Origin of the sequence: Phyllobacterium sp. UNC302MFCol5.2 (assembly GCF_000686005.1) — a bacterium.
GTDB classification, from domain to species: Bacteria; Pseudomonadota; Alphaproteobacteria; order Rhizobiales; family Rhizobiaceae; genus Phyllobacterium; species Phyllobacterium pellucidum.
This window is the reverse complement of the sequence record NZ_JMLL01000010.1, coordinates 774685-796455: the sequence shown is the minus strand read 5'-3', so window position 1 is coordinate 796455 and position 21771 is coordinate 774685. Positions and strand designations below refer to the sequence as shown.

19 protein-coding genes and 1 riboswitch are annotated in these 21771 nt (G+C 59.1%); of the genes, 10 read left to right on the top strand and 9 right to left on the bottom strand.

Annotated features, from left to right (window positions below):
- The first annotated feature begins 137 nt into the window (after nt 1-137).
- The 7 genes from cpaB to BR48_RS0105785 all read left to right on the top strand — a co-directional run bounded on the left by cpaB (nt 138) and on the right by BR48_RS0105785 (nt 8125).
- Nucleotides 138-941 carry a Flp pilus assembly protein CpaB gene (gene cpaB / locus BR48_RS0105815; RefSeq protein WP_027230430.1) on the top strand — a complete coding sequence of 268 codons (804 nt, stop codon included), beginning with the start codon at nt 138-140 and terminating at the stop codon, nt 939-941.
- 61 nt (nt 942-1002) lie between these two features.
- Nucleotides 1003-2553, top strand: a complete 1551-nt coding sequence (locus tag BR48_RS0105810) for a type II and III secretion system protein family protein (protein ID WP_091950833.1) — start codon at nt 1003-1005, stop codon at nt 2551-2553.
- A 14-nt stretch (nt 2554-2567) separates the two neighbouring features.
- Complete coding sequence (locus BR48_RS0105805; protein ID WP_027230428.1) at nt 2568-3257, top strand: CpaD family pilus assembly lipoprotein; 690 nt, start codon at nt 2568-2570, stop codon at nt 3255-3257.
- A gap of 28 nt (nt 3258-3285) precedes the next feature.
- Nucleotides 3286-4560, top strand: coding sequence for an AAA family ATPase (locus tag BR48_RS0105800; protein ID WP_091950589.1), 1275 nt, complete (start codon nt 3286-3288; stop codon nt 4558-4560).
- Between the two features lie 18 nt (nt 4561-4578).
- Nucleotides 4579-6042 (top strand): CpaF family protein, encoded by a 1464-nt coding sequence (locus BR48_RS0105795; RefSeq protein ID WP_027230426.1) that lies wholly within the window; start codon nt 4579-4581, stop codon nt 6040-6042.
- 21 nt (nt 6043-6063) lie between these two features.
- Nucleotides 6064-7077 carry a type II secretion system F family protein gene (locus BR48_RS0105790; RefSeq protein WP_027230425.1) on the top strand — a complete coding sequence of 338 codons (1014 nt, stop codon included), beginning with the start codon at nt 6064-6066 and terminating at the stop codon, nt 7075-7077.
- A 22-nt stretch (nt 7078-7099) separates the two neighbouring features.
- Nucleotides 7100-8125, top strand: coding sequence for a type II secretion system F family protein (locus BR48_RS0105785; protein ID WP_027230424.1), 1026 nt, complete (start codon nt 7100-7102; stop codon nt 8123-8125).
- A gap of 4 nt (nt 8126-8129) precedes the next feature.
- Here BR48_RS0105785 and BR48_RS0105780 read toward each other — a convergent pair whose 3' ends face one another.
- Nucleotides 8130-8624, bottom strand: a complete 495-nt coding sequence (locus tag BR48_RS0105780) for a DUF2867 domain-containing protein (RefSeq protein ID WP_027230423.1) — start codon at nt 8622-8624, stop codon at nt 8130-8132.
- 27 nt (nt 8625-8651) lie between these two features.
- Nucleotides 8652-9455 (bottom strand): tetratricopeptide repeat protein, encoded by an 804-nt coding sequence (locus BR48_RS0105775; RefSeq protein WP_245273353.1) that lies wholly within the window; start codon nt 9453-9455, stop codon nt 8652-8654.
- Nucleotides 9456-9619: 164 nt separating this feature from the next.
- On the opposite strand from BR48_RS0105775, the gene BR48_RS0105770 reads away from it, so the two are divergent.
- The 3 genes from BR48_RS0105770 to BR48_RS0105760 all read left to right on the top strand — a co-directional run bounded on the left by BR48_RS0105770 (nt 9620) and on the right by BR48_RS0105760 (nt 12279).
- Nucleotides 9620-10990 (top strand): leucyl aminopeptidase family protein, encoded by a 1371-nt coding sequence (locus BR48_RS0105770; protein ID WP_027230421.1) that lies wholly within the window; start codon nt 9620-9622, stop codon nt 10988-10990.
- A gap of 66 nt (nt 10991-11056) precedes the next feature.
- Nucleotides 11057-11407 carry a MarR family transcriptional regulator gene (locus tag BR48_RS0105765; protein ID WP_027230420.1) on the top strand — a complete coding sequence of 117 codons (351 nt, stop codon included), beginning with the start codon at nt 11057-11059 and terminating at the stop codon, nt 11405-11407.
- On the top strand, nt 11404-12279 hold the full coding sequence (locus tag BR48_RS0105760; RefSeq protein WP_174207799.1) for an NlpC/P60 family protein: 876 nt from the start codon (nt 11404-11406) through the stop codon (nt 12277-12279). The genes BR48_RS0105765 and BR48_RS0105760 overlap by 4 nt, the downstream gene beginning before the upstream one ends.
- Nucleotides 12280-12321: 42 nt before the next feature.
- Here BR48_RS0105760 and BR48_RS0105755 read toward each other — a convergent pair whose 3' ends face one another.
- From BR48_RS0105755 to BR48_RS0105725, 7 genes are all read right to left on the bottom strand, one after another.
- Complete coding sequence (locus BR48_RS0105755) at nt 12322-12813, bottom strand: 6,7-dimethyl-8-ribityllumazine synthase (RefSeq protein WP_051614599.1); 492 nt, start codon at nt 12811-12813, stop codon at nt 12322-12324.
- A 79-nt stretch (nt 12814-12892) separates the two neighbouring features.
- Nucleotides 12893-13055, bottom strand: a riboswitch (FMN riboswitch).
- Between the two features lie 67 nt (nt 13056-13122).
- Nucleotides 13123-14079 carry a glyoxylate/hydroxypyruvate reductase A gene (locus BR48_RS0105750; protein WP_027230417.1) on the bottom strand — a complete coding sequence of 319 codons (957 nt, stop codon included), beginning with the start codon at nt 14077-14079 and terminating at the stop codon, nt 13123-13125.
- Nucleotides 14076-15704, bottom strand: coding sequence for an ABC transporter ATP-binding protein (locus BR48_RS0105745; RefSeq protein WP_036813395.1), 1629 nt, complete (start codon nt 15702-15704; stop codon nt 14076-14078). Before BR48_RS0105745 ends, BR48_RS0105750 begins: the two co-directional genes overlap by 4 nt.
- The gene (locus BR48_RS0105740) at nt 15701-16840 is read right to left on the bottom strand and encodes an ABC transporter permease (protein ID WP_027230415.1); all 1140 of its coding nucleotides are present in this window, start codon (nt 16838-16840) and stop codon (nt 15701-15703) included. The genes BR48_RS0105745 and BR48_RS0105740 overlap by 4 nt, the downstream gene beginning before the upstream one ends.
- Nucleotides 16840-17943 carry a microcin C ABC transporter permease YejB gene (locus BR48_RS0105735; RefSeq protein ID WP_027230414.1) on the bottom strand — a complete coding sequence of 368 codons (1104 nt, stop codon included), beginning with the start codon at nt 17941-17943 and terminating at the stop codon, nt 16840-16842. The genes BR48_RS0105740 and BR48_RS0105735 overlap by 1 nt, the downstream gene beginning before the upstream one ends.
- 63 nt (nt 17944-18006) lie before the next feature.
- On the bottom strand, nt 18007-19878 hold the full coding sequence (locus tag BR48_RS0105730) for an extracellular solute-binding protein (protein WP_027230413.1): 1872 nt from the start codon (nt 19876-19878) through the stop codon (nt 18007-18009).
- Complete coding sequence (locus BR48_RS0105725; RefSeq protein WP_245273352.1) at nt 19875-21758, bottom strand: extracellular solute-binding protein; 1884 nt, start codon at nt 21756-21758, stop codon at nt 19875-19877. The genes BR48_RS0105730 and BR48_RS0105725 overlap by 4 nt, the downstream gene beginning before the upstream one ends.
- Nucleotides 21759-21771 lie beyond the last annotated feature (13 nt).

The window sequence follows — 21771 nt, the reverse complement described above, 5'->3', positions numbered from 1 at the left end:
TATTCACAGATCGAAAGTCTAACGGTTAAACGCCGTTAAGCATAGATTTAAGCAATGCGTTAACCATAATTACACGATTGGCAAGTCAAAGTGCAACCGTGGGTAATCTTAGACAAAAGTCTAACGGGGTGCATTGAATGCAAAGAGCACGACTTGTCATTTTGACCGTCGCGGTCGCTGCCGCGGGCGCCGCGGGCTATATCGCGACGCAGATGAAGCCTGACGTTACCGTCGTGCAGTCAGCACCCCAACCACAGATGAAATTGCAGGATATTCTCGTTGCCACGGACAATCTCGGCGTCGGCACGGAACTGAACGGCCAGCTGCGCTGGCAGCCTTGGCCCGTCGATGCCCTTGCTGACGGATATATAAAGCGCGCTGACCGTCCGAACGCCGTCGAGGAACTCAAGGGCTCGACGGTTCGACTGCGCATATTCACGGGCGAACCGGTTCGTGAAGCAAAGCTCATCGGCAAGGGCCAGAGCTTCATGTCGGCGCAACTCCCGGCCGGCATGCGCGCTGTGGCGACGCAGATTGCCTCGGAGACATCGGCGGGCGGCTTCATTCTGCCCGATGACTATGTCGATGTCATTATGGTCCACGAGATCGAAACACAGGGCCAGGCGAAGCAATACATCACGGAAACTGTCCTTCGCAATATTCGCGTGCTGGCGATCGATCAGACGATCCAAGAGGACGAGAACGGTGAAAAGACCAAGCTGGGGTCCACCGCAACGCTCGAACTGACGCCGGAACAGGCCGAAGTCATCACCGTCGCGCAACAGATGGCTGCGCGCCTGTCGCTCGTTCTCCGCTCGGTTCAGGACGCCCAGGAACAGACAGGACCTGGCGCCGAATATCTCGTCAATTCGCCCGGCCGTAGCGGCAATGTGAAACTGATCAAGTCTGGAACCATGGTCGAAGTCATGGGGCGGAAATAAAAAAATGGGGCACGAAATCAACATTATGCAGCTCAAATGCGCATCCCCTATGTCGCCGCTGATGAAGGCGGCCCGCGTGCTGCTCGGCTGCAGCATAGCCGTTCTGCCATTGCAGAATACGGCCGCTGCGGAAGACGCTGTCGTAAGGCTCAACCAGAGCCAGACCGCTGGCAAGCGGATCAACCTTGGACTGAGCAAGTCGCTCGTCATCGATCTGCCGGCGGATGCCTACGACATTCTCGTTGCCAATCCTTCCGTTGCCGATGCCGTCACCCGCACGGCGCGGCGGATTTATCTTTTCGGCAAGATGGTCGGGCAGACCAACATCTTCGTCTTTGGCCCGAATGGTGAGCAGCTTGCAAGCTTCGATCTCGTTATCGAACGCGATGTGGCGGGGCTCGAGGAAAGCCTGCGGAAGTATATTCCGGACTCCGACATCAAGGTCGAGTTGATGAACGACAACGTCATCCTCACCGGAACGGTTCAAACGCCGCTCGACGCCAAGCGGGCAAGCGACCTTGCCAACCTTCTCGTTTCCGGCGGTGAAGCAACGACGGGACAATATGCGATCACGGCCTCCGGCCAGGGCGGCACCAATGGCGGCGGCGGGTCGGACGTTGCCATCAGCGACCCGGACGAGGCGCGCCAGAAAAGCAAGATCGTCAATCTCATTCAAATTGCCGGCGACGACCAGGTTACCTTGAAGGTAACAGTGGCTGAAGTCAGCCGCACGGTAATGAAGCAGCTTGGTGTCAATCTCGTCGGCAAGACCAAGTCGGACGGGATATTCTTCAGCTCGACCAACATCGCATCGCTGGCCGGCAAAAGCCTGACAACGTCCGGCGTTACCGTGCCGATATCGATCGGCAGCGCAACCATCGATTCCTACCTGAATGCCATGGAAGTGGCGGGGGTCATGAAGACGCTCGCAGAACCGTCCTTGACCGCCATCTCGGGCGAACAGGCGACGTTCAAGGTCGGCGGCGAATACAACATGATCACCGGCCAAACCTCGAATGCGCAGGGTGCACAGTATCAGCTTACCAAGATCGAATACGGCATCGGCCTCGAGTTCCTGCCCGTCGTCCTCTCACCCGGACGCATAAGCTTGAAGGTACGGACCTCGGTTTCCGAACCGACACTTGAACAATCGATCCCGCTCGGTGCAGGCGTCAATCCGACCTACAACGGAACGACGAACAAGAACCAGGCCCAGAACCTCGCCACCAACATCATCTCACTGCGCAAACGTCTTGCCGACACCACCGTGGAACTGCCCTCGGGCGGCTCGATGATGATCGCCGGCCTGATGCGCGACGACAACCGCGCCGCGATCTCGGGCCTGCCTGGAATTTCCAAGATTCCGGTCCTCGGAACCCTGTTTCGCAGCCGCGACTTCATTCGCAACGAGAGTGAACTCGTGATCATCATCACGCCCTATCTGGTGCGTCCGGTCGCCCGCACGGCGCTTGCAAGGCCTGACGACAATCTCAATCCAGCCAGCGATGCCGCCGGCATCTTCCTCGGCAAGGTCAATCGTGTCTACGGCACGAAGGAAGCCAGCCTGCCTGAAGGTCGATACGAAGGCACAATCGGTTACATTTACAAGTAAGCAGGGACGCGGACATGTCAGACACAACCACCATTCGTCGTATAAAGCCTGTCCTTGCATTGCTCGTCGTAACCCTGCTTGCAGGTTGCGCACCACGCGAGTTGACGGGGAGCATTCCGGACGACTATCGCACCAACCATCCGATAATCATCTCGGAGAAGGAGCAGGTCGCCGATATTCCGGTCGGTCATGCTGACCGCAAACTGTCGATTACACAGCGAAGCATCGTCGAACAGGTCATCGCCAATTATCGGGCCAACGGTTCCGGCATGGTTCACATCCTGTTGCCGGCGGGCTCGCCGAACGAACGCGCTGCGGCCGGCCTGCGCGACGATATCGCCGCAGTTCTGCGCAAGGGCGGGGTCAAGCCGTTCAACATAAACAGTGAGCGTTACAGCGCAGGTTCTTCGGATTCAGCGCCGATCAGGCTTTCCTATTCGGCAATGACGGCGTCCACGCATCCCTGCGGTCAATGGCCGAAGGATTTGCTCGAGACGGCCGATAATCGCCATTACGCGAATTTTGGCTGCGCCAGCCAGAATAATCTCGCCGCCCAGATCGCAAACCCTGCCGACCTTCTTGGACCACGGGCATCTTCGCCGATCGATGCGGAGCGCCGCAACATCGTGATCGAGGACTATCGCGGGGTTCCGTCCGACAGGCCGCATACGCCCAGCGCAGCAGAAGTCGATTATTCGTGGTGACCAACTCCCTGAAACGCGGAATCTGAAGATGAGTCTAGCCTTTGACATAGAAGACCCGGCAGGCGGAGGCACAGAGCGGTCAGCGGGCCTGCACGCCTATCGTCCGGTCCCGCGCATATCGATCGAGGCATTTTGCGAAACCGATGCGGTCGCGCGCCAGATCGCCAAGGCCAATGAAGACCGGCGCATGGCCAAGACCCATGCCCAGATTCATATGGGAGGTGTCGCGACCGCCGTTGAAATGTTCCAGACGGTGCCGACGCCCAATCTGATCCTTCTCGAAACCTCCGCAGCGCCGCGGGACATGCTGCAAAGCCTTTCCGCCCTGTCGGAAGTGTGCGACCCCAGCACCAAGGTCGTCATCATCGGTCATTTCAACGACGTCGCCCTCTACCGCGAGCTGATCAGGAACGGCATTTCCGAATATATGATCGCGCCGATCGAGCTGGCCGACATCATCGGCGTCATCGGTACGCTGTTCGTCGATCCCGAGGCTAAGCCGCTGGGCAGTGCAATAGCCTTCATAGGTGCAAAGGGAGGCGTCGGTGCCTCCACGCTCGCACACAATATCGCGTGGTCGATTTCCTCGCTGTTCAAGAGCGAGGTCGTCATCGCCGACATGGACCTGCCCTATGGCACCGCGAACATCAATTTCGACCAGGACCCGGCACAGGGCATTGCCGAAGCCGTGTTTTCGCCGGAACGCATCGACGATGTCTATCTCGATAGGCTGCTTGCGCAATGCGCTGAAAATCTCTCGCTCCTCGCGGCACCATCGACGCTCGATCGCGTCTTTGACTTCCGCGATGACTCCTTTGCACATCTGATCGATGTCGCGCAGCGTTCGGTCCCGCATGTCATTCTCGATGTGCCGCACTCCTGGAACGGCTGGACGCGCACGACGCTTGCCCGTGCCGACGAGGTCGTGATCGTTGCCTCGCCGGAACTTGCCAATCTGCGCAACACCAAAAACCTCCTCGACACGCTGAAGCAGCTTCGCCCCAATGATGCGCCGCCGCGGCTCATTCTCAATCAGGTCGGCGTGCCGAAGCGTCCCGAAATTGCGCCGCTCGAATTCTGTGGTCCGCTCGGCATCCCGGCGATGGCGACCCTTCCTTTTGAACCGGCACTTTTCGGCAGTGCCGCCAACAATGGACGGATGCTCGCTGAGACGGACGCGGCAAATCCCATTGTTCAGACCATCAACGAAATGGCCCATATCTTGACGGGCCGCATGACGCACAAAGCCAGAAAGAAGCCGGGACTGAAAGCCGTCTTCTCCAAGCTGACGCGTAAGAAATAGCGAGATCGAAGAGGCATCATGTTCGGCAAGCGCGGCGGAGGAAATCAACAGGTCCAGGAGTTTCGTGCCCCGGCGATGGAAGCGGCGCTGCCGCTCGGCAATATTGCGGCAGAAGCGTCCCGCTTGCCGCGCGATATATTGGAGCCGAAACGCCAACCGGCTGAAGCCGCAAAGCCGATCGTCGTGCTCCGCGAGAAGAACGAGGCCTATTACGATACGAAATCGCAAGTCTTCACGGCCCTGATCGACACGATCGATCTTGCGCAATTGTCGAAGCTCGATCCCGATGTCGCACGCGAGGAAATTCGCGATATCGTCAACGACATCATCGCGATCAAGAACTTTGCCATGTCGATCTCCGAGCAGGAGGAACTGCTCGACGATATCTGCAACGACGTACTCGGCTATGGACCGCTCGAACCATTGCTCGCACGCGACGACATCGCCGACATCATGGTCAATGGTGCGCGCAAGACCTATATCGAAGTGCAGGGCAAGGTGCAGGAATCAGGTGTAAGGTTCCGCGACAATCAGCAGCTTCTCAATATTTGCCAGCGCATCGTGAGCCAGGTCGGCCGCCGCGTCGATGAATCAAGCCCCATATGCGACGCGCGCCTGCCGGATGGCTCGCGCGTCAACGTGATTGCGCCGCCGCTCGCAATCGACGGGCCGGTCCTCACCATTCGTAAGTTCAAAAAGGACAAGCTGACGCTCGATCAACTCGTGCGCTTCGGTGCGATCTCACCGGCCGGTGCCGAACTGCTGCAGATCATTGGCCGCGTTCGCTGCAATCTCGTCATTTCCGGCGGTACCGGCTCGGGCAAGACGACGCTCCTCAATTGCCTGACGAATTATATCGACAAGGACGAGCGCGTCATCACCTGCGAGGACTCGGCCGAACTGCAACTGCAGCAACCGCACGTGGTGCGTCTCGAAACACGGCCGCCCAATCTTGAGGGCGAGGGCGAGGTCACGATGCGCGATCTCGTCAAGAACTGCCTGCGCATGCGCCCCGAGCGGATCATCGTCGGCGAGGTGCGCGGACCGGAGGTATTCGACCTGCTGTCCGCGATGAACACCGGTCACGACGGCTCGATGGGAACGATCCACTCCAACAGTCCGCGCGAGTGCCTGAGCCGTATCGAATCCATGATCGCCATGGGCGGCTTTTCGCTGCCGCAAAGGACAGTGCGAGAAATCATTGTCGGCTCGGTCGATGTCATCATCCAGGCGGCGCGTCTGCGGGACGGTTCGCGGCGCATCACCCATGTGACCGAAGTCATCGGCATGGAAGGCGACGTCATCATCACGCAGGACCTCGTCGTCTACCAGATCACCGGCGAGGATGCGAATGGCCGCCTTATCGGCAAGCATGTTTCGACGGGTATCGCGAGGCCGCATTTCTGGGAGCGCGCGCGCTATTTCAACGAAGATCGCCGCCTCGCCCAGGCGCTTGATTCCATGGAAATCATGCAGGGATGACGACGCCGGGAGAATTCCACCATGTTTGGGCTTAGCCTTCCGCAGATCGTCTTCGTTGCCCTGGTGGCGCTGACCTTCGCTGCACTCGCCTACGTCTTCTTCTTCGATTCGATCGCATCGCAGAAGCGCACTGAGGAACGCCTGAATTCCGTGAAACTCTCTGCCAGCGAAAGCATGGGCAAGTTTGTGGTTCGCGACAAGCTGGCAGAGGCGCAGAAGCGCCGGAGATCCGTTCAGGATACGCTCAAGGATATCGAGAAGCGTCAGAAACAGCGGGACAAGAACGCCAAGTCGCCGCCCTTGAAGATGCTGCTCATGCAGGCCGGGATGAAGGTGACTGTTCAGCGCTTTTATATCTACTCCGCAGTGGTTGGCGTTGTCGTCGCTTTCGCCGGGCTTTTCCTCGGCTCGCCGCTCTATCTTGCACCGGGCTTGCTGCTTGCCGGCATCTTCGGCCTGCCACGCTGGTTCGTTTACTATCGCCGCGGCCGCCGTATAAAGGCATTCCTCAAGGAGTTTCCAAACGCGATCGACGTCATCGTGCGAGCGCTTCGATCCGGACTGCCGCTCAATGACGGTATCCGGCTCATTGCCCAGGAGGCGCAAGAGCCGGTCAAGGCCGAGTTTCGGCGCATGGTCGATGCGCAGCAGGTCGGGGTGAGCATCCCGGAATCCGCGATGCGAATGGCCGAATACATGCCTTGTCCGGAAGCAAGCTTTTTCGGGATCGTGATCCAGATTCAGTCGCAGGCCGGTGGCAACCTATCCGAAGCGCTCGGCAATCTTTCCCGCGTGCTCCGCGATCGCAAGAAGATGGCGGCCAAGGTTCAGGCGCTGTCCATGGAGGCCAAGGCCTCTGCCTATATCATCGGTTCACTGCCCTTCGCGGTTGCCTTCCTCGTCTACCTGTCGAGCCCCGGTTACATCATGGTTCTGTTCACGACCGACACTGGTCACGTCATCATGGGCTGCGCCGCCGTCTGGATGTCACTCGGGATCCTGGTCATGAAAAAAATGATCAACTTCAAGTTCTGAGCGGGAAAGTCGAGGCCCATCAATGATCACCACCATCGCCAAAGCCATGCACAACCCCGCCTTCATCTTTGCGGTGCTCGTTGGCATATCGATATTTGCAACGCTCATGACTTTTCTGATGCCGATGTTCTCCGGCACCAGCCTGAAGACGCGGATGAAGTCGGTTGCCCTGGAACGCGATCAGATCAGGTCGCGCGAACGGGCCCGCATGGCTGCGGATGCGGAGACGCGGCGCAAGAATGGAGCGAGTTCATTGCGCGTGACCGAGCGGCAGGGTGTCAGGCAACTGGTCGAGCGGCTTGATCTCCAGCGCGCTCTTGCCGACGAGAATACCGTCAACTCTCTGCGTATTGCCGGCTTTCGCGGGCAGAACGCCCTCAATATCTTTCTTGCTGCCCGCTTTGGCCTGCCTTTTGTCACGCTCGGCCTGACCACATTGTGGATCTTCGGCATGGACGGCCTTGCCGCACAGTCGACCATGATACGGATGGCCGCCTGCTTCGCCGGTGCCTATGTCGGGTTCTACTTGCCCAATCTCTACGTCAAGAACGTCGGATCCAAGCGGCAGCAGTCGATCAAGCTTGCCTGGCCGGATGCGCTCGACCTGATGTTGATCTGCGTCGAATCCGGCATGTCGATCGAGGCAGCGTTCAAGAAGGTTTCCGAGGAAATCGGCGCGCAATCCGCAGAACTTGCCGAAGAACTGGTACTGACAAATGCCGAACTGTCGTTCCTGCCCGAGCGCCGGCAGGCCTATGAGAACCTAGCCAACCGTACCGGGCTCGAGCCGGTCAAATCCGTCGTCCAGGCGCTGACCCAATCGGAACGTTACGGTACTTCGATTGGCGGTGCGCTGCGCGTCCTTTCCGATGAAAGCCGCGACGCCCGCCTGATGGAAGCCGAGAAGAAAGCTGCGGCGCTGCCGCCGAAGCTCACCGTACCGATGATCGTCTTCCTGCTGCCGGTGCTTTTCGCCGTGATCTTGGGGCCGGCCTTCATCCAGATTTCCGCCCAAGGCGGCATCTTTGGCGACGCGACACCGAAGTAGCGCTCTACGTCGCTGGTCCCAATCGTTCCAGCTTGCGCACCAATCGCTTCAGATCGTTCCGGACGAGCAGTTTATGGATAGGGCCTACCACCGACATGTAGGCGCGCCCAAACATGTTGTGAATGACAACCGATGACGTGATCGTAAGGCTGCGTTCCACCGAGGAGATACAGATCATCACCTCGAGGTGGCGGTCGCGCTCCGTAAGCACCAGAAGACCAGGTGCTTCATGCTCTACAAGGAAGAAATCTATCCGGTCTCCAGCCCGTACAGCGTCTCGCTTCGCACCTGAGAAACCGCCGATCCGCTTCACACCAAAGCGTGAAGCGATGGCGTCCCTTATTCGGAACGCCACGCGCATCATCGGCTGAGGGTCCTCCATGATGAAATTCCACGCCTCAAGCGGAGGGATAGCTATCGGCAACAGGACCGACCGGGTGTCGTAGTAATCGAGTTCAGAAACGGGGCGTAGAGTGTAAGCGGACGTATCTGAAACCATGCTTACTGCTCCCCGTCACCAATTTGCTCAGCCCTTCGGCTTTGCCTTATCCTTGTCTTTCAGCATGGTCCAGGAATTCTGCTGTGCCAGCATGGTGCGCAGATATTTGACATTGGCTTGCGCCTGCTGCGGCGAGAGCTCTTGGTTGGCGATGGTCTCGGCCTCGTCGAAGCGACCCTGAAGTCCGACCACGAGCGCAAGGTTCTGGCGGACGCGGCTGTCGGACCCCGGTGCCTTTACCGCCTGGCGCATGTAGTTTTCGGCACTGGCGAGATCGCCCGAGAGGACGTAGGACATGCCGAGATTGGAAAGGATCGAGGCTTCGTTGGGGTTGATCTGCAGCGCCTGCCGGTAGAGGTCGCGGGCTTCGCTTTCCTTGCCCAACTGGTCGAGGATAGCGCCTTGCGCCGACAAGAGCTTCCAGTCCGGATATTCCGGCGTCTGGGCCCGTCGCAACGCATCAAGCGCTGCTTCGAACTCGCCGGCGCTTGCCAGCGCTTTGCCGTAAGCGGCGAGCACGTCCCGATCCTGCGGGTAGGCGATGGCGAGGCTGCGCATGACGGCAAGGGCCTGATCGCTGCGATTGGTCATCCTGAGGACCGCGGCAAACTTCATCGCCGTGACCTTGTCCTTTGGATTAGCCTGATAGCGCGAACCGAGGCTGGTCGATGCCTGCATCAACTGCTGTTCGTTCATCTGGTCGAAATCGCCGCTTGCGCTCGTTGCCGTCGCCGCTACAGCGGGTGAAATGGAACCTGTCGTCGTCTTGTCGGTGGTCGTGCAGCCCGATATGCCCCCCACGAGCCCCGCTATCGCCACAGAGAAAAGCATGCGGCGATTACGTTGAATAATGCCTGCGATTACCATAGTTTGCCCCGTACCCACGCAAATCAGCTGTGTTAACCCAATCCCAGGACTAGAAATATTCTGTTAACCCTAACGGACCGTTAACGACCCGCGGTGCAGCACAAGAATGACCAAGGAGAAATTCGCCGATGCCGATTGAAATCAAAGGCAAAATGCCCGATGGCAGCAAACCCGTCTGGCTGGTGCGAAGCGGAGGACTGAACGACGCGGGACTAGACGACCGTGCGCTGAACTGGGCCAAGGCAAACGGTTTTGATGGTCAGTCCGCGCGCCTGTTAATCATTCCCAACGACAAGGGTGAAGTTGCCGGAGCGTTGCTCGGTACCGGCAAAGACGATGCACGTCTTGTTGCCGGCAAGCTTGCAACGGGTCTGCCCAAGGGGAGCTGGCATTTCGCCAATGTCGTGGGCGAGCCCAACCTTGCCGCGCTCGGCTTTCTACTCGGCGGATACAAATTCACAAAATATGGCAAGAAGGACGAACTGGATGTGACGCTTGCCTCGCCTGCAGGCGCCGACAAGGTCGATGTGAGACGTCTTGCCAATGCCGTCACCCTGGCTCGCGATCTAATCAACACGCCGACGAACGATATGGGCCCCGAGGCGCTGGAACAGGCAGTCCGCAAGGTTGCCGATAACTACAAGGCGTCGGTGAACGTCATCAAGGGCGACGCACTTCTCAAGCAGAACTTTCCGATGATCCATGCCGTTGGCCGTGCGGGGAGCGAGGAACCCCGCCTGATCGACGTCGAATGGGGCAAGAAGGATGCGCCGCGCGTGACGCTAGTGGGCAAGGGCGTTTGCTTCGATACAGGCGGGCTCGATATCAAGCCCTCGAGCAGCATGCTTTTGATGAAGAAGGACATGGGTGGAGCGGCAAATGTCCTGGCGCTCGCGAGCCTCATCATGGATGCGAAGTTGCCTGTGCGCCTGCGCGTCCTGATCCCGGCTGTCGAGAATTCGATCTCGGCCAATGCATTTCGACCAAGCGATATCCTTGCAAGCCGCAAGGGTTTGACTGTCGAGATCGGCAACACCGATGCGGAAGGGCGCCTCGTGCTTGCCGATGCGCTGGCGCTTGCGGATGACGAGGAACCGGAAATCCTGATCGACATGGCAACCCTGACCGGTGCAGCGCGCGTTGCGCTTGGCCCGGACCTTCCGCCGTTCTACACCAATGACGAAACGTTCGCCGCCGAGGTCGCGCGGGCCGCGGACACCGTTGCCGATCCTGTCTGGCGCATGCCGTTGTGGCAGCCCTACGAAAGCAAACTGTCCTCCCGCGTGGCGGACACCAACAATGTCACCACCGATGGCTTTGCCGGATCGATTACCGCAGCGCTTTTCCTGCAGAAATTCGTCGGCAAGGCCAAGGTGTGGGCGCATTTCGATATTTACGGCTGGAATCCCGTCGAGAAACCGCATTCCCCGGTGGGTGGTGAGGCTCAGGCGATACGCGCCCTTTACCATCTTCTGAAGCATCGTTATCCCAGCAAATGAACGGCTTGCCTGGGTCGGCCAAGGGGGTAGAATGGAACGGAACCGAAATGATCTCGGATACCGTCCATGTTCATCGAACTGAAGCCTATCCAGGCATTGACGCTGTGGAAGGAAATCGCGATCTCCGAGGTGCGCGATGATGCGCATGACCTTACGTTGCGGCAGATGGCCGTCTTGCTGACGGTCTATCTCGAGCCGCCGCCGCACACGATACGCGGCATGGCGGCGAAACTCGGCGTTACCAAGCCGGTCATAACCCGCGCGCTCGATACGATGGGCGGCTATGGTCTGGTCGATCGGCATCGCGATGAAAAAGACAAGCGCAACGTTCTCGTCAAGAGAACGGTAAAAGGTGCGCTTTATGTTGAAAAGCTTGGCGATCTCGTGATTGCCAAGGCAAGAGGATTACCGCTTTGACAGATCCAACAGTGTCGCTGGACAAACGACTGAATGCATATCGGCCCGACCGAGCCGATGAAAGCCTGCGTGGGCTGGTGCAGGCGGAACGCTTCGTTCCCGGCAAGCCCATGCGCATTGCGGACCCGGTGGTCGATGTGAGATCCGAGCCGCGGGGCGATGCCCCGATCACCACGCAATTCCTCTATGGCGACGACGTCCTCGTTTTCGAGGACGACAATGGCTGGTGCTGGATACAGAATGAGCGCGACGGCTATGTGGGCTATGTGGTCGATACTAGCCTCGACCGGCGAACCGGCGATCCCACGCATATCGTCATTGCCCCCCGCACTTTCGTCTATCCCGGATCCGATCTGAAATTCCCGCGCACCAAAGCCCTGTCGATGGGTTCGCTTGTTACGATTACGGGCGGTGAGGAACGGCGGGGCACGTTGTATGCCATGCTGCCGAGCGGTGAGGCGATCATCGCAAAGCATCTGGTGCCGATCGACGAGGTTGCGGAAGACCACGTGGCCGTCGCCGAGACGCTGATGCACACGCCCTATCTCTGGGGTGGCGTTTCAGGCTTCGGCATCGATTGCTCGGGCCTCGTTCAGCTGGCATTGCTCATGACCGGGCAGGGCGTCCTGCGGGATTCGGACATGCAGGCAGCCTCGATCGGAGAGGCGATCGAACCGGACCCGGACTATCATAATCTCAGGCGCGGCGATTTCGTCTTCTGGAAAGGCCACGCCGCAATGATGGCAAGCCACTCGACGCTGCTCCACGCCAGCGGACATACGATGAGCGTGACGCTTGAGCCATTGCGCGACGCGATCGAACGCATCGCTTATCTCTACGGCAAGCCGACCGCGGTCCGTCGCCTCACGTGATGTGCCCGCCACCTGCGCAGCGGACACAACCCGATCGCGCACTCAGGCGGCGGTGAGTTCGCTCACCTGCCGCAAGGTGCGGATGATCTGGAGGCAGGCCCGCGCCGCCTCCTCACCCTTCACGAGGAAATGCCGCGTGAAGAAATCGATATGCTGCTCGGTCTCCTGGAAGTGGTGCGGCGTCAGAACGGCCGACAGCATCGGCACGCCTGTTTGCATCTGCGCGGTCAAAAGCGCGTTGACGACAGAGCCGGCGACGAAATCGTGCCGGTAGATGCCGCCATCGACGACGAGCCCGGTAGCGACGATGGCGTCGTAACGGCCGCTTTCAGCAAGTTTTTTGGCGAGGAGCGGAATGTCAAAAGAGCCGGGCACGTCGAAGACATCGAAGCGGGCTGGTGTCACACCTTGCCGGCGCAGTTCTTCCTCGAAGCCGAGGCGGCACTGGTCGACAATGTTTGCATGCCATCGCGCCTGCACAAAGGCGATACGCGGGGCTGGGTCTTGGGGAACGTTATTCTGGAACTGATCCATGTCTTTCTCCTTCGAGTGGACGTGAATCAGGGCACAACCAAAAAGGCGCAAGGCTGACACGGAGCCAGCCTTCACTTTCGATTGTTCTCTTTCATCCGGACTATACCGTCGGCTTCGGAATTGCACCGAAATCTGCTGACCCTCCCGGATGACCGGGAGGCGCTCGCGGGCTCGCACCAGACATCGGGTGATGCAAGGTGATTACCGCCGGTGGGGAATCTCGCCCCGCCCTGAGAACACTAACGGTCGCACCCTAGTGAATTGGTCCGGGTGGTCAAGCTCGAAGCTGCCTAGAGCAACACGGGTACTCTAGTATTGGGCCGCGCGGTCGACGATATTTTTCAACGGTTCGCCGCGTTCGAAGGATTCGATCTGGGCGACGATCTCTGGGACCAGCGCCTGCGGGCTCGAGCTTGCCGCCGCGTGCGGAGTGATCGTTACCTGCGGATGCGTCCACAGCGGGCTGTCCTTCGGCAGGGGCTCGCGGTTGAACACATCGAGCGTCACCGCCGACAGCATGCCGCGGTCGAGCGCCGCGAGAATATCGGGCTCGTTCTGCAGCCCGCCGCGTCCGGCATTGATCAGCGTCGGGGCGCCTAGCGGCCCGTGCTGCTTCATCTGCGCGAACATGCTCATTGAAAGAATGCTCTTGGTGTCGGGCGTCAGCGGCAGGAGGCAGACGACGATATCGACATCCTTGAGGAAGTCCTTGAGGCCATCCTTGCCGTAATAGGTCGTAATACCTTCCATGGTCTGCAGGCGGCGGCTCCATCCGCTGACGCGGAAGCCGAGCGCGCGCAGCTTCTGCGCCGCATCGCGGCCAAGCACGCCGAGCCCGAGAATGCCGACATTCACCTCGTGCGCCGCAGGCTGGCGCCGATCCTCGTGCCAGACGCGCTGGCCCTGCTGCTGGCGATAGCGCATCCCGAGCCGGTGATGGTCGAGCACCTGCCACACCACATATTCGCTCATGCGCATAGTCAGGTCCGGCGAGACGATTCTTACGATCGGCACGTCCGGTATCTGCTGGTCATGGAAGATGTGATCGACGCCGGCGCCGAGCGAGAAAATAACATCGAGGTTAGGCAAGCCGGCCAACGAGCCCTGGCGCTGTTTCCAGACAAGCGCGTAGCGGATCTTATCCTTGTCCGTCGAGTTGAGAACCAGTTTGCGTTTCGGCGCGGCCTTGGCAAATTCGGACACCCAAACGTCCGGGTCCCATCCCGTCACGGCCAAAAGGATCGTATCGGTTGCATTGCCAGTCATTCACTCACCGCTCCCTGTTCGGCAGTTTCTATCCTGAAGGCCGCCGCCATCAGGGCTCTCGTATAATCGGTCTTGGGCCGCGCAAAAATCTCCTCCGACGGCCCATATTCCACTGCCTTGCCATTGCGCATCACCAGCACCTCATTGGCAAGCGCCTTCACCACCTTGAGATCGTGGCTGATGAAAAGATAAGCCAGATTGTGCTTCTGCTGCAATGTGCGCAAAAGGTCGACTACCTGCGCCTGAACGCTCATGTCGAGCGCCGATGTTGGCTCGTCCAGCATGACGAAGCGCGGATTGAGTACCATGGCGCGTGCGAGGGCGATACGCTGGCGCTGGCCCCCGGAAAACTCGTGCGGATAGCGGAAGCGATTCTCCGGGTCGAGGTTGACCTCCTTCAGGGCGGCGACGACCCGCGCGTCGCGCTCATCGGCGGAGAGCTTTGGTTCGTGCACTTCAAGACCCTCTGCAATGATATCGGCCACCGACATGCGCGGCGACAACGATCCATAGGGATCCTGAAAAACGATCTGCAATTCGCGGCGCAGCGGCCGCATCTCGCGGAATGAAAATTTGTTGATGTCCGTCTCGCCGAAGCGGATGACCCCTTCCGACGATATCATGCGCGACAGTGCCAGGCCGAGCGTGGTCTTGCCCGACCCGGATTCGCCAACAACGCCAAGCGTCTGGCCGGCGCGGATCGTTACATCGATCCCGTCGACCGCCTTTACATGATCGACCGTCTTGCGCAGGAAGCCCTGCTTGATCGGGAACCAGACCTTGATATTTTCGCCGCGCATGACCGGCGCCGCAGCAGCATTTGCTGCCGGCGGGTTGCCCTTTGGTTCGGCGGCGAGAAGGTGGCGCGTATAGGGATGCTTCGGGTTCTCGAATATTTCCCGCGTCGGGCCGGTTTCGACGATCTTCCCGCCGGTCATGACGCAGACGCGATCCGCAATCTTGCGCACGATACCGAGGTCGTGGGTGATGAACAGCATCGACATGCCCTGCGCTGCCTTGAGATCGGCAAGAAGCTTCAAAATCTGCGCCTGCACGGTGACGTCGAGGGCGGTGGTCGGCTCGTCGGCGATCAGGAGCTTCGGCTTGTTGGCAAGCGCCATGGCGATCATCACCCGCTGGCGCTGCCCGCCGGACAATTGGTGCGGATAGGCGTTCATGCGCTTTTCCGGGTCGCGAATGCCGACTTCCTCCAGCAGTGCAAGCGTGCGCTGCCGCGCCGCCTTGTCAGCCATGCCCTGGTGCAGCTTGAGGATTTCGCTGATCTGGTCCTCGATCGTGTGGAGCGGATTGAGCGACGTCATCGGCTCCTGGAAGATCATGGTGATATCATTGCCGCGCACCCGGCGCAGCTCGTTCTCGCTGCTTGCAAGAAGATCCTTGCCGCCGAACAGAATTTGTCCTGAGGGGTGCGACGCCGGCGGATACGGCAAAAGTTTCAGGACCGACAGGGCCGTGACCGATTTGCCGGAACCGGATTCGCCGACGAGCGCCACGGTCTCGCGCTCGCCGATATCGAAGGATATGCGATCGACGGCAAGCGTCTCCTTGCCGCCCTGCGAGAAGGCGACGGAAAGATCGCGAACTGAAAGAAGCGGGGCGCTCATTTGAATGCCTTGCGCGGGTCAAAGGCATCGCGCGTGGCTTCGCCGACGAAGATGAGCAAGGACAGCATCAGCGAAATCACGATGAAGCCTGTAAGCCCGAGCCAGGGCGCCTGCAGATTGTTCTTGCCCTGTGCGAGCAATTCGCCGAGCGAGGGCGATCCCGGGGGCAGGCCGAAGCCGAGGAAGTCGAGCGAAGTCAATGTCGTGATCGATCCGTTGAGAATGAACGGCAGGAAGGTCAGCGTCGTCACCATGGCGTTCGGCAAAAGGTGGCGGAACATGATGGTCCGGTTGCGCACGCCAAGCGCCCGGGCAGCGTTGACATATTCGAAATTGCGGGCGCGCAGAAACTCGGCGCGAACGATGCCGACGAAGCTTACCCACGAGAACAGCAACATGATGCACAAGAGGATCCAGAAGCCCGGCGGCAGGATCGATGCCATGATCAGCAGTAGGTAAAGCGTCGGTACGGAGGACCATATCTCGATGAAACGCTGCGCGATGAGGTCGAGCCAGCCGCCGAAGTAGCCTTGCAATGCGCCGGCGGTGACACCGATCACGGCAGACGCTGCGGTCAGGATCAGGCCGAACAGCACCGAGATGCGGAACCCGTAGAGCGCCCTGGCAAAGACGTCGCGCGCCTGATCGTCCGTGCCGAGAATATTCATGTTGCCGAAAACACAGTTTGGATCGTCCACGCCTTGCGGATAGCGGGCGCAGCGCTCCTCCGGCGTAAACAGCCAGAACGGCTTCGATGGCGCCGTATCGGGCAGTTCATTATTGACCGTCCGATAGGAATAGCGGACCGGTGGCCATATCGACCAGCCATTGCGGTTGATCTCCTCCTGGATGACCGGATCGCGGTAGTCGGTCACGGCATAAAAGCCGCCGAATTTCTCTTCCGGATAATCGACGAGGACTGGGAACAGGATCTCGCCCTTGTAGGAAACAATGATCGGCTTGTCGTTGGCTATGAACTCGGCAAGGAGTGAAGCGACGAACAGGAACAGGAAGATCCACAGGGCCCACCAGCCGCGCCGGTTCGCCTTGAAGTTCTGCCAGCGCCGGGCATTCAGCGGCGAAAGTCGCGGTCGTTTGACGGGAAGGGCTGGGGTCGTGCCGATAATATCGGTCATCAAACATCCCTCCGCTCAAAGTCGATACGCGGATCGATCCATGTATAGAGAAGATCTGAAAGCAGGCTGACGACGACGCCGACAAGGGCGAAGATATAGACGGTCGCGATCACCACGGGATAATCGCGGTTGATAATCGATTCGTAGCCGAGAAGGCCAAGTCCATCGAGCGAAAAGATCGCCTCGATCAGGAGCTGGCCGGTAAAGAAGATCGAGATGAAGGCGCTCGGAAATCCGGAAATGACAATGAGCATCGCATTGCGGAAGACATGGCCGTAAAGAATACGGCGTTCACTGAGGCCCTTGGCGCGCGCCGTCGTCACATATTGTTTGCGGATTTCGTCGAGGAACGAGTTCTTGGTCAGAAGCGTCGTCGTCGCAAAGGCGGAAAGCAGCATGGCCGTCAGCGGCAGGGCGAGGTGCCATGCGTAGTCGACGATTTTTCCGCCCAGCGACAGCTGTTCAAAATCGTTCGATGTCAGCCCGCGAATTGGAAACCAGTCAAAGAAGGATCCGCCGGCAAAGAATACGATCAGCGCGATGCCGAAGAGGAAGCCTGGTATAGCGTAGCCGACGATGATGATGCCGCTGGTCCATATGTCGAATGACGAGCCGTCCTTGATGGCTTTTCGTATGCCGAGCGGTATCGAGATCATGTAGGAGAGCAGCGTCATCCACAATCCGAGCGAAATCGATACCGGCAGCTTCTCCTTGATCAAATTCACGACGCTGATATCGCGGAAATAGCTCTTGCCGAAATCGAAGCGCACATAATTCCATACCAGCAGACCGAATCGCTCAAGCGGCGGCCTGTCGAGTCCGAACTGCTTCTCGAGGCTGGCGATGAAAGCAGGGTCGAGGCCTTGGGCGCCACGGTATTTCGAATTGCCTTCGCCGAGCCCAAGCTGTTCCTGCGACTGGCCAAGGTCAGCGCCGCCGCCGCCGATGCGGTCCATCGCATTGCCGCCCTGACCGGTAAGCTGGCCGATGATGCGCTCGACCGGGCCGCCAGGGACGAATTGCACGATCACGAAGCAGACAAGCAGGACGCCGAAAAGTGTGGGAACCATCAGCAGGAGACGGCGGAGAATATAGGCTCCCATCAGGCAACGACTCCGCCAAAGATTAAATCGATAGACGAAACGCGCAGGACGTTTCCTTGATCTTCAAGCCTTGCCAATAGCCTTTGCCTTTGCTTCATCGAACCACCACAGCGACTCAACCGGAAAGCCGTAATCGGGCTTGGGCTCCTTGAAGCCGAACATGTCCCAATAGGCGACGAGGTGATTCGCTGAGTACCAATTTGGAATCCAGTCGCGTCTTATACGCAAGAGTCGATCGAGAACACGCATGACTGTGACCAAATCGTCGCGGGAACGCGCTTCGCCAACCTTCTCGATCAGTGCGTCGATAACGGGATCGGCGATTCCGGGAAGGTTATAGGAACCCGGCGCCGAGGCCGACCGCGAGCCGAACATTGATGTGAGCGATTCCGATGTCGGGGTCGCGTTCAGCATGACAGCCACACCGATAATGTCGAAATCGAAATCCTGAACTCGAAGCTGGTATTGAGCCGGATCGACAAGACGCAGGGAGGCATTGACGCCGATTGCCTGGAGATTGTTGATGAAAGGCGAATAAGAGCGGGTGAATACCTCCGCCTGGATCAATATTTCGAGGTCGAACGATTTGCCGGCACCGTCGACAAATCGGTTGTTCTCACGTTTGAACCCTGCTTCCTGGAGGAGCTCGACAGCGCGGCGTAAATTCTTGCGGTCGCGCCCTGAACCATCGGTCGTCGACTGGATCACCGCTTCGCCGAAAATGCCCTCCGGCAGGCGATCGCGCAGCGGCTCCATTATGGCAAGTTCCTGCGGGGAGGGCATGCCGTTCGAACGAAAGTCCGACATCTCGAACAGCGACTGCGACTGCTCGTACATGCCATAGAACAGGTTCTTCCGGGTCCACGCGAAGTCGAAGCACAGCGCAATGGCCTCCCGCACCTTCGGATTGCGAAAGCGCTCCCGCCGCTGGTTGACAGCCCATGCTTGCAAGTGCGGGCGTTTCTCGTCGGGAAACTCACGCTGGATCACACGCTTCTGCTGGATGGCCGGGAAATTATACTCGGTGACCCAAGTCTTTGCCGTGTGCTCCATGCGCCAGAATATGTCACCCTTCTTGAAGGCTTCGAACTCGGGCTGGCGGTCGCGGTAGAACTCGATCTTGATCGTATCGAAGTGATTCAGTCCGCGCCGTACCGGAAGGTCCTTCGCCCAGTATTCATCGACACGCTGGTATTCGATGCCCTTGCCCGGTGCCATCCGGCCGACACGATAAGGGCCGGAGCCGAGCGGGGTCTCGAGCGTCGATGCATCGAACGCGCGGCCAGCAAACCACGCCTTTGAAAGAATCGGCATGTTGCTGGCGATATCGAGTATCGCGCGGTCGGAATGTTTGCCGGTAAAGGCGATGCGCAGCGTCTGGTCATCCTCGGCGACGATCTCCTTCATCTCGGTCAGCAACAGCAGAAGCTCCGGATGCCCTTTCTCCTTGATCGACTGGAAGCTGAAAACGACGTCGTGGGCCGTTAGGGGCGACCCATCGTGGAAACGCGCTGCGGGGCGCAGTTTGAAGGTGAATGTGTTGCGATCGGCCGTGACAGTGACGCTCTCCGCGACGAGGCCGTAGATCGAGTCCGGCTCGTCGAGCGCTTCCTCCATCAGCGTGTCATAGCAGATTTCCATGCGCGGCGGCGCATCACCCTTGGCCGAATAGGTATTGAGCGTGTTGAAGGTCTGTGGCGACTGATTATAGAGCCAGTTCGCCGGAGAAAAGGCGAAGGTCCCGCCCTTCGGCGCATCCGGGTTGGCATAGTCGAAGTTTTTGAAATCCTTCGGGTATTTCAACTCGCCAAAGGCCGATAGACCGTGCAGCGGCACCCCGGTGGCAATCTCGGCGAGCGCGATGCGCGGCGAAAAAGCGGTCAGAAGTGTTGCGCTCGAAATCTTCAGAAGATCGCGCCGGTTGAGCTGCGTCATTCGGCGCGCGCTTTCAACGCCTGCTCCTTGGCCGTGTCGATCCACCATGAGAACGGGTCGATACCTGCATAGTCCGGCTGTTTGGCCGGCATGCCGAATTTGTTCCAGTAGGCGATCTTGATGCGATCGTCATACCATTGCGGGACGGCGTAGTAGTTCCACAACAATACCCGGTCGAGAGCGTGGGTGGCGGCGACGAGTTCATCCCGGTCCTTGGCAAAGATGATCCGGTCGATCAGCTTGTCGACGGCCGGATTCTTGATGCCCATGTAGTTGCGGCTGCCGGGTGTGTCGGCAGCGCCCGAACCCCAGAAATCGCGTTGCTCGTTGCCCGGCGACAGGCTTTGGGAAAGAACGACGTTCGGGGTGGTGATATCGAAATCGAAATCATTGATCCGGGCGGTATATTGGGCGTTGTCCACGACCCTGATCTGGGCATCGATGCCGAGCTTTCGAAGGCTGGCCATGAACGGCCCGATAAAGCGCTCATCCGCCGGATCGTCCGCCAGGAATTCGATGGTGAATGGTTCGCCGGTCTTGGCATTGACGAGCTTGCCGTTCTTCTGCTCGTAACCCGCGTCGCGCAGCAGCGTGACGGCCTGGCGCAGATTGTCCCGCTGCGATTGGGGCGTATCGTATACGGGCAGCTTGAACTCCTTGGTGAAAACTTCCTCCGGCACGTCGCCTTTCACTGTTTCAAGGATTTCAAGCTCCTTGCCCGTCGGCAGGCCGCTCGACGCGAGTTCCGAACCGGAGAAATAGCTGTTTATGCGCTTGTATTGCCCGAAAAAGAGATTTTTGCTCATGCTCTCGAAATCATAAGCCCAGGTCAGAGCCTGGCGGACGCGCGGATCCTTGAATTTGTCGCGCCGGGTGTTGATCAGGAAACCCTGCATGCGCCCGGATGAACGTAGCGGAAACACGGCCTTGACCACATCGCCGCGCTGGAAGGCCGGAAAGTCATAACCGCGCATCCATTTGCCAATACTGGCTTCCGGGCGGTAGTCCTCGAAGCCTCCCTTCTTGAAGGCTTCCCACTCGGCATTCTGGTCGCGGAAATACTCGTAGCGAATACGATCGAAATTGTTGCGGCCGATATTTACCGGCAAGTCCTTGCCCCAATAGTCCGCCACACGGCTCCAGACGATGGTATTGCCGGGTGAGGCGCTCTCGATCTTGTAGGCGGATGAGCCAAGTGGGATTTCTGTTGTTGGCTTGCTTATATCGCGCTTCTTGCCGCTCGCGTCGTTACCCTCCCACCAATGCTTGGGCAGGATCGGGAAATCGCCCATGATACTCGGCAGTTCGCGGTTGCCGCCGCTCGAAAAGGTGAACGTCACCTCGTGGTCGCCGGTTTTCTCCGCTTTGGTCACATCGTGATAATATTTATTGTACAGGGGGCTTTGGGCTTTCAGCGTGTCGAAGGACCAGATGACATCGTCCGCGGTGATCGGCTGGCCGTCATGCCACCTCGCAGCGGGGTTCAGGCGAAATTTTACCGAGGAATAGTCATCCGGATAGGCGATAGCCTCGGCGATGAGCCCGTAATTTGTCGCTGGCTGATCGAGGGATTGGCTGAGCAGCGTATCGTAAAGCAAGCCACCGCCGACGGTGGCAGGCAGCCCCGCTGCTGGCGTTCCCTGCACGACAAAGGGGTTGAGACTGTCAAACGATCCGTACGCGGTCTGGTTGAGCGTCCCGCCTTTCGGCGCATCGGGATTGACGTAGTCGTAGTGCTTGAAATCGTCGCCGTATTTTGGTTCGCCGAGGACGCTCGCGGCCTTTCTCCATTCGGGTTCCGCAGCCTGTACACTCTGATGGGAAGCGACGGTGAAAGCGGCGAAAAGGGCAAGGCTGGCAATGAGGGGGCGAAATCGCAAATCAGGTCTCCAC